Annotated in this window: 8 protein-coding genes; 5 read left to right on the forward strand and 3 right to left on the reverse strand. The window is 37.3% G+C overall.

What is annotated here, in order from left to right; genetic code table 11:
• Positions 1-759: 759 nt before the first annotated feature.
• A complete protein-coding gene (locus H1R81_RS22480; protein WP_181842999.1) occupies positions 760-3,717 on the reverse strand; it encodes a putative LPS assembly protein LptD in 2,958 nt (985 codons plus the stop codon).
• A 204-nt stretch (positions 3,718-3,921) separates the two neighbouring features.
• Between H1R81_RS22480 and H1R81_RS22485 the strand changes: the two genes are divergently transcribed.
• From H1R81_RS22485 to H1R81_RS22495, 3 genes are all read left to right on the forward strand, one after another.
• Entirely contained in the window at positions 3,922-4,680 is a 759-nt protein-coding gene (locus tag H1R81_RS22485) for an N-acetylmuramoyl-L-alanine amidase (protein ID WP_181843000.1), read from the forward strand.
• Between the two features lie 221 nt (positions 4,681-4,901).
• The gene (locus H1R81_RS22490; RefSeq protein ID WP_181843001.1) at positions 4,902-5,843 is read left to right on the forward strand and encodes an MlaD family protein; all 942 of its coding nucleotides are present in this window, start codon (positions 4,902-4,904) and stop codon (positions 5,841-5,843) included.
• A 77-nt stretch (positions 5,844-5,920) separates the two neighbouring features.
• A complete protein-coding gene (locus H1R81_RS22495; protein WP_181843002.1) occupies positions 5,921-6,523 on the forward strand; it encodes a DUF4230 domain-containing protein in 603 nt (200 codons plus the stop codon).
• A 4-nt stretch (positions 6,524-6,527) separates the two neighbouring features.
• Here H1R81_RS22495 and upp read toward each other — a convergent pair whose 3' ends face one another.
• Positions 6,528-7,172, reverse strand: a complete 645-nt coding sequence (gene upp / locus H1R81_RS22500) for a uracil phosphoribosyltransferase (RefSeq protein WP_181843003.1) — start codon at positions 7,170-7,172, stop codon at positions 6,528-6,530.
• A 19-nt stretch (positions 7,173-7,191) separates the two neighbouring features.
• On the reverse strand, positions 7,192-8,166 hold the full coding sequence (gene pfkA, locus H1R81_RS22505; protein ID WP_181843004.1) for a 6-phosphofructokinase: 975 nt from the start codon (positions 8,164-8,166) through the stop codon (positions 7,192-7,194).
• 445 nt (positions 8,167-8,611) lie between these two features.
• Here pfkA and H1R81_RS22510 point away from each other — a divergent pair, with 445 nt between their 5' ends.
• Together H1R81_RS22510 and H1R81_RS22515 are read left to right on the forward strand one after the other, a co-directional pair.
• Complete coding sequence (locus H1R81_RS22510; protein WP_181843005.1) at positions 8,612-11,371, forward strand: hypothetical protein; 2,760 nt, start codon at positions 8,612-8,614, stop codon at positions 11,369-11,371.
• 364 nt (positions 11,372-11,735) lie between these two features.
• Entirely contained in the window at positions 11,736-12,281 is a 546-nt protein-coding gene (locus H1R81_RS22515) for an acyl-CoA thioesterase (protein ID WP_181843006.1), read from the forward strand.
• The last annotated feature ends 2 nt before the right edge of the window (positions 12,282-12,283 follow it).

Below are 12,283 nucleotides of genomic sequence, written 5' to 3' on the forward strand. Positions count from 1 at the left end.
GAATATACAAAAACCGGGCGAAGGTTTTATTGATTCCGCCCAATAGATATTAATTGCAAGCCTACCCGCCAGATTATGAAATATAGTAGGCTATGCCTCTGCTAACTGTTTTGCGCTTGCATCTGTTTCTTTTTCTCTTTTTTCAGTGCTATAGTTGTTATATAGTTGTATTGTAAGACCGGGTGTATCCTAAATTTCTGGTTTTGGGTTGTGTTTTCCAAAGGTTTTGGGAGGTTTCTGGTAAAATTAAACTGTTGGAGGGATTAGACTTTTCATAGAGACTCACTACTTTTCATCCCTATGAATAAAACAGTAAATAATTTTATAACAGAACGTCTATTCAAAATTTATTTCCTTGATCCTAATCAATTTCGACAGGTTATACTTTTCTGATTTAATAGTTTATTTTACTTTCTATTTACTTGTGTATCTATACTATCAATACTTTTTTAATTGCTTTTGCATTGCGTTTTATATGCTTTCTTAAGTGCTTTATCAGATTTTGACAGGGCAATTGTTGTAAATAAAGGATATAAGATTTTTTTCATTGATTCGTTCAGGATTTTCGTTGCTATTCAGGAACTGACATCTCTTGAGCAGGCCTAAACAACCTATTCTAAAGAAAAGGAATAATTCTGAACAATTCCTGTATGATAGAAAAGAAGCCCAATTGCTCTAATAAATTGTACCTCATTGCTCCCTTAGTATTCATTTTGATAATTCAACCGGTTATAAATATCTGACTTTTAGTTAATCTGATTAAAATCCTCCTAAGCCGTAAGTCTGGCGGCGGCGGCTTACTTTTAATTCTTGTAATAAAGAGCTTCTTACACGCAAATCGAATGAGTAGTTGCTTGAGCGAAGGTTATTTCCGGCAATTGGTGTCCAGTTAAAGCTCATATCCCAACAGTGCAACTCCCGGTGCAAGCTGATATTTGTTAAAGTAGCAGCCTTGAACTGAAAATCCCACCCCGTATTAAAACCTATCTTCCATTTGGGTGTCAGACTAAAATCTCCTTGCACTGTAACCGCTTGTGTTATCTGCGCATCTGCCAACCCTTGTTTGGTGTAATTCAGGTTATAACTCAAACTCAAATTCCAGGGTATTGAAAAATCAACATACAATTCAGGATTAGCAGCCACAAACTTTTTCATAGCATCCATAGCAGGGTCTGTTGATTTTGTTTCCCTTGGTTTTGCTTTGGTTTTATCAAAGGTTGCGGGAGACAAACGTGTAGCAATAGCGATATTAGCCGATCGTAAGGTAGCCAGATTTCCTAAACTGAATTTTCCTGCTTCTGCTATTTTATAAAACCGGGTAATACGACCAGCAGGGTTTTGTGCCCTCAGTTGTGCGGTATTTTCTTGTCTATAGTAATAAGGATCAAAGCTACCTGAAAGGTTAATATTAACTAAATTTTTAAATAAATTCGTATTAGCCGCCATACTGATGTTCGATAGATTCATCGAATCTCCTAAGGCTAATAAATTATAACTGCCATTAATACCAAAGTTATCTAACAACGAAATCTTTTCAAAGGCTTTGGCAGCTGTATCAGACTTCGATCTCAATTTCGCTTCTAACTGATTGGTAATGCCAAATCCTATACTTCCTGATGCTCCGGCAGATGCTCCCAGTGTAGGGTACCTTGCCAGAAGTTTATTGATAGCCGTACGCGTAATGATTCCATTAACAGTATCCTGGTCAATACGGACTACTTTATAATCAAATAGGTTTTTGGTAAAATCAGGCGCATAACTTACACTAATAGATGGAGCTAAAGTATGTCTGATTGCCTGTAGGCGGCCTTTACCTTTAAACTGATATGTACCATACACACGGGTATTCATACTACCCGAAACAGAGGTCTGATAAGTCGGGAAGAAACCTTTTACAGTATCTATTCTTACGGCATTCTGGCTTTCAATATATTCATAGCTCAATGCTTGTGTAAAAATATCGCCTCTTAAAGATACGCTTGGTGTAAAGTTGATATAACGGGCAATCTTGAAGTTAGGTAAAGTAATTGGTAAAGAATAAGTAGTCCTAAACTGTCCATCAGCTAATATGTCACTTAAAGCACTTAAACTGTTAATTTTTCTTACATTGTTCAAACGTTCCTGTAATGCTTTCTGCTGGGCTCTTTGCTCTTCTGTTAAAGTCAGTGGATTTGCATCACGTATTCTTATCTCTTCGGGTGTCAATGGTTTTGCCTCTATTGACTCATAGGTACCATCAGGTAATTGCCGAACAATTTTATACTCTGAATAACTGGTAATGCTGTTTACTTTAGTGTTGGTGGCCTGATAACCTCCGTTCACATTAAATCCTACCCTGAATGATTCGAACCAACGGCCTATCATCTTTTTCTCAGGTACAAATGGGTTAAATTGGTTTACACCTATGCTATAATTTAATGATGCGTCCATTTGCCCGGTCGTAAAGTTCTGAGAAATATTCAAGCCTGTGCTGGTTACTACTTTCTGAGCAAAAGTACGCCCAAATTGTATGGAAGAATTTGAGCTACTACTCAGATAGTTGCTTACATCGGCCGTATTTACGTTGTTCCTGTTAAACCCATTACTTCTCAGATTTACAGATGAAGAAAAACTCCGGTCCGGGCGTTTATTAGCAGGGGAGTGAGACCAGTTTAAACTAAAATCTTTAGCTGCGGTTTGGCCGGTTGAGGGGTCTATTACTTCAGCTACAGGCTTATTGTAATTATACTGAAAACTCAGATTACCTGAATATTTATACCGCTTAGAGTAACTCGACTGAATACCTACGCCATAGCTACCCTTTGAATAAATCTGGGCTAATACTTTCGCCCCAATATTTTCGCTGATAGCAAAATAATAGCCGAAATCCCGGAAGTAGAATCCACGGTTACGGGGTTCTTCGCCATAAGATCCCATAATGATACCTGAAGTACCAATTTCTTTTTTCTTGGGTACAGGGAAAAAGCCAAAGGGCAGGCCGACAGGCAAGGGAACGCCACTCAATACAAAATTGAATGGCCCGGAGATAACCTGTTTTTTATTGACCAATTTGATTTTTCGGGCAGCAATATGAAAATGCGGTTCTTTCAAATTACACGTTGTGTACTTGGCATGAACCAGATAGAGGTTATCGTCGGGGTCTTTTTTTACTTTTTCGCCTTGCACAAAACCTTCTCCTTGTTGAGTAACGATGTTTTTAATAATTGCCTTTCGGGATTTAAAATTATAGCGAATAGTATCTGTATTATACTTATCGCCAGACTGTGAGAACACAGGCTTTCCTTTCACTTTCTCGCCTTGTTTGGTAGTATCGGGCATCCCATGGGCAAAAATCTCATTTTTCCCCCAATCTAATCTGATATAGTCTGCATCCAACTCAATATCCCCGTAAGTAACCTTGGCTTGCCCATAAAGATGAACTGTTTTGCCATCTACATCCATTATGGTTGAATCCTGTGCGGTGTACTTTACTGTCGATTGCAGGCTGCTGTCTTTACTTTTCAGAGAGTCAGGAATAATAACTTTTACGGTATCTATTTTCTCAGCAAACAGTTTATTTCCTGTTACGGTGCGGGTTTTTCTTGTATTTTCAGGAAGTGGTTGTCCAAAGCCATTGTTTCCACCTGAACCAGCTCGCCGAAGTGGGTCTATTGACGGGAACTGTGCAAAGGCTGAAACACTAAAAATAAAACTACAGACAATGAGGAAAAACTTCAAGCGATTATGATGATTTTAAAAATTATACTCAAAAACCTAAGACTTCCTCAAACTAAATGAGTGCTTTTACAAAAAGTTTATATTTTAAGTCGCGTCAAAAATAGTACTTTTGTAAACAAATTCGTTCTATTAGTTCTATAACGATAAGTCGTGGCACAAAATTAGCTTATTAATACTATAGAGAGAACGTTTGCCTGTAAAATCATGTTAAAATTTCTTAAAGTCCTATTTATCATACTCATTGCTTTTGGTTCGGCTGAAGCGCAAAGAGGCAAGATAAGAACAATTGTAATAGATGCCGGACATGGAGGAAAAGACCCTGGCACGAGTTATGGGAAATTGAAGGAGAAAAATATTGCGCTTAGTATCACTCTGAAAGTAGGTAAACTTATTGAGGAAGAATTAGGCATAAAGGTAGTTTATACCCGTAAAAAAGATGTTTTTATTCCCTTACACGAACGTGGGTCTATTGCTAACCGCCATAAGGCTGATTTGTTTATCTGTATTCATGTAAATGCCAATCCTTATTCGTCTAAAATATATGGGTCAGAAACCTATACGATGGGGCTCCATAAAACTGAAGAGAATCTTGAGTTAGCTAAAAGGGAAAATGGTGTAATTCTGATGGAAGAAAACTATAAGAAAAACTATGATTTCGATCCTAATTCTCCGTTGGCACATATCAAGATGGCAAATTACCAGAATGCCTTCATGAAACAAAGCCTGAACTTAGCCTCTAAGGTTGAAAAACAATTTCAGAAATCGGGTCGTAAAAGCAGAGGGGTAAAACAAGCCGGATTCCAGGTCTTATGGGAAACCACCATGCCTGGTATTTACATAGAAACAGGTTACCTGACTAATGCCACAGACAGAAAAGTTTTAGAAAGTGAAGAAGGGCAAAAGAAAATAGCGGAATCTATCGTAAAAGCTCTGAAAATATACAAAGATGAGGTTGAAAAATAAACATTAATTAGAAAAGTCCGTTTAAATATTATAATCTGACTTTAAAAGAAAACTACTTAACAACCCGATTGATTATCAAAAAATATAAATTTTTCGGTCAGAATAATAAAATTTAAACAGACTTAAAACGTTGAAACACGAATGTAGAAATGTATTTTTGCAGTAAATGTTAATTTTGATCGCATTCGTCTCTTAAATTCACTATATCATACGGGGTTTATATGAAAAAAGAAGTAAAAGTAGGATTATTAGGTATTGTTACTTTCGCAATTTTCTATCTTGGATTTAATTTCTTAAAAGGTTTAGATGTTTTTCGTACCGAAAATGAATACTATGCTTATTATTCAAATGTAGAAGGTCTGCAAACCTCAAATCCTGTGATGTATAACGGTGTAACAATCGGAAGAGTGGTTGACGTAACGCCTGAACAAACTCAAAATAGAGTAAAGGTTCTTCTTGCTATAAAAAGAGATATTACACTTAATGATAATTCAGTAGCTATTTTAGCTGATAACGGATTATTGGGAGGTAAAATGATAAAATTGCTTATACAATCAGGGAACACACTAACTGATGAAGGAACTCTTAAAAGTGAGATTGAAGGAGGATTGATGAGTGGTTTAAGCGAAAGGGCCTCTCCGGTATTGAAGAACGCAGACTCATTGATTATTACACTTACAACTATTGTCAAGCAATTTGACCAGACGGGTGTAGCTTTAAAAGCATTGGTTGCCAATGCCAATCAGGCAACTACGGGTGTAAATGCTGTAGTTGATGGCAATGCCAAAAATCTATCAGCTATTACAGCAAATACTGCAACACTCACTTCAAACCTGAATGGAATTGCTACCAGTTTAGATTCACAAATCAAGCCTATTCTTCAAAAAACCAGTACCTTCGCTGACTCCCTGAATGCCGTTCGCTTAGGGCAAACTGTTGCACAATTGAATAACTCTGTTGCAAGTCTTCAGGGTATTCTGAAGGATATTAATTCTGGACAGGGTACAATTGGTAAATTAGCTACTGATGATTCGCTCTATATAAACTTAGATAAAACAGCTGCCAATCTTGCCGCTTTAATGGCGGATCTCAAAGCTAATCCGAAGCGCTACGTACATTTCTCTTTATTCGGCAGAAAAAACGATAAGGAGAAAAAGAAATAAATAGCTATTGCATGGGCTAAAAGATTCGATTTCTCCGTTATGCTTACATAATTATTCGAAGATAAAAATCATAGCTTATGTTCAAAGGTCTGCGTAGTATCCTTATTATATTCTTTATTGTTATTGGTTCAATTTTTCTTTGGGAAAAAGGAAAATCGCTCAATCCTTTTACTGCTCAGGAGATCAAGACTACACATAATATGGTTTTGAAGGAAATGTCGGCTTTAGGGAAAATCGAATTAGCTAATTTTACCTTTCGCGATGTGGTAGAGCAGGAATTAAAATTTAATTATCTGCCTAACCCTAAAGCTGTTCTGATTGTACAAGGCAATGCTGTTGGTTGCATAGACCTGACCAAAGTAAAAGCCGATGATGTGGCTACAAAAGAAGATACCCTGATTGTTCGCCTACCCGACCCTGAGCTGTGCCACTATAGCATTGACCACAAAAATTCAAGGATTTATGACACACAATATGCGTTTATGAACGAACAAGCCTTATTGAATGAAGCATATAGCCGGGCTCAGGAAAAAATCAAACAATCGGCACTTGAAATGGGGATATTAGAACAAACGAGAAAGAATGCTGACCTGGTGCTGAGGCCGATACTCGAAAATATATCTGGCAAAAAAGTAGTACTCCAGTTTCAATTAAGAGCAACTTTAGACGCTCCTAAGTAATCCATTAGACTTTTCCGCCGTAAGATAAATCTCCTGCGTCACCTAATCCAGGCACTATATACGATTTATTGTTTAGCTCTTCATCAATATCACCTATCCATAAGCGGCATTGAGGCAACCGTGCTTTAATGAAGCGCACGCCTCTACGGCTGGCAATAGCAGAAACTATATGTGTTTTGGCCGGAATCCCATAACGAAGCATAGCATGGTAAGCTTTTTCGATAGATTTTCCGGTTGCTAACATCGGGTCGCTGATAATCAGCACCTTATCCTGAATATCAGGGCTTGTGATGTAATCCATTTCTATCTCGAAAGATTCTTTTTCGTCGTGCTTGCCACGATAAGCTCCTATGAAAGCATTTTCGGCTTTATCGTAGTAGTTAAGTAAACCCTGATGTAACGGTAATCCTGCCCGAAGAATAGTGACCAGAACCACCTGTTGGGAAATCTGCTGTGTAATCTTAGCTCCTAATTGTGTTTCAACATCACGATTCTGATAGGTAAGCGTCTTGGATATTTCATAGGCAAAGATTTCACCCAGACGCTCCATGTTTTTTCTGAATCGCATGGCGTCTTTCTGAATCTCTTTATTACGTAGTTCGGCCAGAAAATGGTTGGCAATAGAATAAGTTTCGGTCAGGACAAACATAGTTTGTTATTTGATAGGCTTATAAGCTTAAAATATGTACCATTCTAAGCAAATCGTCATGGATTGGCTTAGGTTTTTTAATAGTATCAATAAACGGGGTATATACCATTTCATTATTAACTATGCCTGCCATCACGTTTTTGTTTCCTTTTATTAAACCTTCTACTGCTCCGAGTCCTAAGCGGCTTGCCAGAATACGATCATAAGCTGTTGGCGTGCCTCCTCTCTGAATATGCCCAAGGGTCGTAACACGAATATCCAGTTTATCAGCTACCTGTTCTTTGATTTTGTCTGCAATATCAGTTGCATGCCCTTCTTCGTCTCCTTCGGCTACTACTACTATTGATGATGATTTTGACCGTGTCCAGCCATCTTTCAGCGTGCTAACCACTTTTTTCAATGGTGTATGTGTTTCTGGCACCATCACAATTTCGGCTCCACCTCCAATACCCGACTGAATAGCAATGTATCCAGAGTCTCGTCCCATTACTTCAATAAAGAAAACACGGTCATGCGAATCGGCAGTATCACGTATTTTATCAATTGCTTCTAAGGCTGTATTTACTGCTGTATCAAAACCAATGGTATAATCAGTACCATACAAGTCATTATCAATAGTTCCCGGACAACCCACTGTCGGGATTTCGTATTCGTTATAAAAAACTTCTGCACCTGTAAATGTCCCGTTTCCTCCTATTGCTACTAAGCCCTCAATACCTGCATTCATCAGATTCTCATAGGCTTTTTTTCTTCCCTCGGGAGTCATAAACTCTTTACTTCGTGCAGATTTCAGGATAGTTCCACCTCTTTGTACAATATTGCTGACAGACTGTGATGTCATCGGAAACACGTCACCTGCAATCATTCCACTATAACCTCTCCTGATACCATATACCTCTAATCCATGATAAATAGCTCCCCGCACTACTGCTCTTATACAGGCATTCATGCCCGGGGCATCACCACCAGAGGTAAAAACTGCAATTCGTTTCATCTTAATATAGGTACTTTATTTTGGCTTAGAATTAAAATAAAAATAGTTTAATAAGGTCGTATGTTCTACCGCAAAAGTAATTAGTTTTATTTACTTCTCCCAAATTTTAATTGTTATTAGTATTTAATAATTATTCTGCTAAAAGTAATTTTATCGAAATAATATTTTATTATATAATTATTTTAAGAAATATTTGAACTATATCATCTTTAAAAGCCTTATAAAGTCTTTTGCTGTGAAAAAAAAATATTTTCTCAAAAGATAATTTCTTTCTCTAACTTTCTTTCCCCATTCCAGCTGAGACATAACCCTCTTACTATCAGTCACTTATACACAAACACGCAAAAAATGAATTTTTGGCATACTATTTGAAACTGAATAGATAAAATCATTACGGCCCAATCCCACTTACTAAATCAAGTTAGCTATAATTAACTTTTACAAAATGTCAGGAATAAAATTAATTCAAAAGAGACATGGTTCTTTTATCGGAACTATTATGTTGCTACTCTTAGGTGCTTTCCCTTTATTGGCACAAAACAAAGGCTCTGAAAAAAGTGCAGAAAATGTAGGTATTGGAACTACAAGACCAGACAGATCTGCAATTTTAGACCTTTCATCAAACACTAAAGGTTTACTAATTCCCCGCATGACTTTGGCACAGCGTGGTAAAATTATGAACCCGGCTAACGGCTTAATGGTTTACCAAACTGATTTTCTGGCAGGTTTTTATTTTTTTAATGGCGTAGAATGGAAGAGTTTAGCTATGAATAGCATTGGCAAATCTCTTCGGGAAGAGGCTTCCGCAAGCGATGCCACCTGGAGCATTAACGGTAATGCAGGTACTAATTCAGACATACATTTTATAGGTACGACCGACACCAGTTCTCTGTCATTTAAGGTAAATAATTTCCGTTCAGGCTTTATAGATTATCGTTTTGGTAATACCTATTTCGGTTACCGGGCGGGTTACCGAAGTGTGGGTTTCAACTCTGTGGCTATCGGAGCATATGCACTGCATGATGTCAATATGGGTTTAAATAACGTAGCGGTGGGTTATCAGGCATTACCTAACAACCAAACAGGTAGTGATAACGTAGCTGTAGGTACAAGTGCTTTATTCTTTAACATTATTGGCTCACAAAATATAGCCCTTGGTACACAGGCAGGGCAGAAATCAGTGGGAGATGGAAACGTTTTTATTGGAAATAATGCCGGTATAAATGAAATAGGCAATAATAAACTATATATCGAAAATGGCGGTACAAATGGCCCCCTTATTTATGGAGATTTTGCCAAAGGCTATTTAGGTATCAATACAAAAGCTCCTGAAACTGCTTTGAGTATTGACAGCAAGTCAGCCAATAGTAGTGGTTTGCAGTTGAAACAATTAACCAGTGCCTCACCTGCAGGGAGACCTAACCAGAAAGTGTTATCAGTCGACGAAAAAGGTAGAATAATATTGGTAAGAGACTCCATTGGTATCGGCACTTCAATACCTACAAGCCCGACAACAAGTTATTGGACGGCCAAGGGTAATAATATTGAAAACAATAATACCGGAGATGTAATTGCAAGTAATATCCGCCTAAAAAATCTACGCTCTACTCTGGCGGCAGGAAAATCAAATGGCAAAGTCTTATCAGTAGATGAAAATGGTTTGTTGATTCTGGTAAAAGATTCTATCGGAACAACTAAAAACCAGACGAACGTTATAAGTGGTTTCTGGGAAGAAAATGACAATGTTTTATCTAATGTAAATGATGGTGGTAGCGTGATACTTAAAGGTAGTGTAAGGCTACAGAATCTGACAGCTTATGAAAGAGCTTACACTCCTTATGGTAAAGTATTGACTGTTGATGATTTTGGTAATCTGCTACTGGTTCGGGACTCAGTAGGTGTTGGGGGGGGTGGTCCTTCCTCGTGGAATATCAGCGGTAATAACATTTCAAATAATAATTCAGGAATTGTACAAATTAATTCAGGGTTAAGATTACCTCAGCTTACGAGCGATATTCCCGTAAGTGTTACTGGTCAGAAATTTTTATCAGTTGATAATCAAGGCAATGTGATTTTAGCAAATGCTCCTGCATCTACAGGTGGTAGTGGAGAAAGCAGTTGGGCACTGAGTGGTACTAATATCAGTAACAGTAATGCCGGGGTTGTTAACATAAACAATGGTTTAAATGCCAAGAATGGCATTAAAATAGAAACAGGTAAGTTGACGCTCAGCCAATTAACGGCTAATTCAACAGCCGGAAAATCAAATGGCAAAGTACTTTCTGTTGATAATTCAGGCAATCTTATACTGGTAAGAGATTCAATAGCTACTGTAGCAAATACCGGTGGTGTTCCTATTGTACCATCAACAGAGCCATCTCCGTGGGCTGTGAACGACAATAATATTTCTAACAAAAATACAGGGAATGTGTATATCTCTAACGGCCTGATACTTTCAAAATTAAATAGTGAAGCACCAACTTCTGTTACTTCACAAAAAGTATTATCGGTTGATGCTAATGGACAGGTAATACTGGTAAACACACCTGCTCAATCAGGAGGTGGTGGAGGTATTGGAAATTCTTTATGGAAGAACAATGATAATGGCATTGGCATTGTCAATAATAATACAGGGGGTATTTTCATCAATAGCAATGAAGATAATAAGAGTGGTTTGCAATTGACAAGATTAAAAGCCGGCTCGCCAGCAGGCAACGCATATGGTAAGGTGCTATCGGTAGACGATAGCGGTAATGTAATTTTAGTAACAGATGGTGGTAGCAATGTATCAAATACATGGAATACTATTGATGGCCGCCTGCACAATGCCAATAATGGAAAAGTAGTAATAGGTACAGGTATCAATTCATATCCTGATGGCTTCAATCTGTTTGTCAGAGGGGGTATCCTGACAGAAAGGGTTAGAGTAGCTTTAGCTAATTCTGAACGCTGGGCTGACTATGTTTTCAGACCAGATTATAAACTGATGCCTTTGAAAGATGTTGAGAAGTTTATTCAACATAATCAACACTTGCCAAATGTTCCATCGGCTGAAGAAATGGCCAACCGTGGTTTAGACGTAGCTGAAACGAGTGCCAAATTAATGGAAAAAATAGAAGAACTAACGCTCTATTTAATAGAAGCAAATAAAAGAATAGAGGAATTGGACAAGAAAGTAAAAAATCTTGAAAAAATACAAAAATAAACAATTCCTTTTGTGTAAGAAAGTCCGACAGTGTTTTCCTAATTTTACATTTATTTTTTGTAAACAATTATCATTTATCGGATAGTTGATTAGTATTTCTATCCGATAAATTTTAAAAGGCTCAGTTTATTTTTAATTTTTTAATAAAAAAAATAAAATTTTTCAAACAAAACTGGCACACTAATTGTATAGTAATTATTAAAATAATGCAAATATCAATAGTTTCATAATATTGATTTTTATGGGTTAGGGTTTATTGTTAAACGCCATGATACTTGATTATCGTGGCGTTTTTACATTTATTTACATTTCTTATTCAGACAACTCACTCATTCACTAACTCATTCAATTGCTCAATTTACATATGCCTAAACCAGTCTCCTACTCGCGTACAACCATCACCGAACTCATGATTCCTTCTTATGCTAATTTCGGCGGAAAAATTCATGGAGGCATCCTACTCTCTTTAATGGATAAGGTAGCCTATGCCTGTGCTTCAAAGCATGCAGGAGCTTATGTGGTAACCGTTTCAGTAGATGGTGTTAATTTTCTGCAACCTATTGAAGTGGGCGAATTACTGTCTCTACACGCCTCTGTTAATCATGTAGGGAGAAGTTCAATGGTTGTTGGCATAAGGGTTGTTTCTGAAAATGTGAAAACCGGAGAGCAAAAGCATACTAATACTTCTTATTTTACGATGGTGGCTAAAGATGATATAACCGGAAAACCAACAGAAGTACCTGAATTACTATTAGAGACTAAAGATGACATCAGACGTTGCCTGGAAGCTATTAAACGAAAACAACTAAAAGATGCGTACAAAGATGATTTTGACAATAAAATTTCTGAACTTCAATTAGAAAGCAACCTCCATTTATTAGCAAACGAAAGAGTTATTATCAATTCATAACC

It is taken from the genome of Emticicia sp. BO119 (genome assembly GCF_013912375.1).
In the GTDB taxonomy this organism is placed as follows: Bacteria; Bacteroidota; Bacteroidia; order Cytophagales; family Spirosomataceae; genus Emticicia.

Bases quoted from the DNA above. Each gene is read 5' to 3' on its own strand.
- H1R81_RS22510 (WP_181843005.1), top strand. From the start codon at position 8,612: ATGTCAGGAATAAAATTAATTCAAAAGAGACATGGTTCTTTTATCGGA.
- H1R81_RS22485 (WP_181843000.1), top strand. From the start codon at position 3,922: ATGTTAAAATTTCTTAAAGTCCTATTTATCATACTCATTGCTTTTGGT.
- upp (WP_181843003.1), bottom strand. From the start codon at position 7,172: ATGTTTGTCCTGACCGAAACTTATTCTATTGCCAACCATTTTCTGGCC.
- H1R81_RS22495 (WP_181843002.1), top strand. From the start codon at position 5,921: ATGTTCAAAGGTCTGCGTAGTATCCTTATTATATTCTTTATTGTTATT.
- H1R81_RS22490 (WP_181843001.1), top strand. From the start codon at position 4,902: ATGAAAAAAGAAGTAAAAGTAGGATTATTAGGTATTGTTACTTTCGCA.
- pfkA (WP_181843004.1), bottom strand. From the start codon at position 8,166: ATGAAACGAATTGCAGTTTTTACCTCTGGTGGTGATGCCCCGGGCATG.
- H1R81_RS22515 (WP_181843006.1), top strand. From the start codon at position 11,736: ATGCCTAAACCAGTCTCCTACTCGCGTACAACCATCACCGAACTCATG.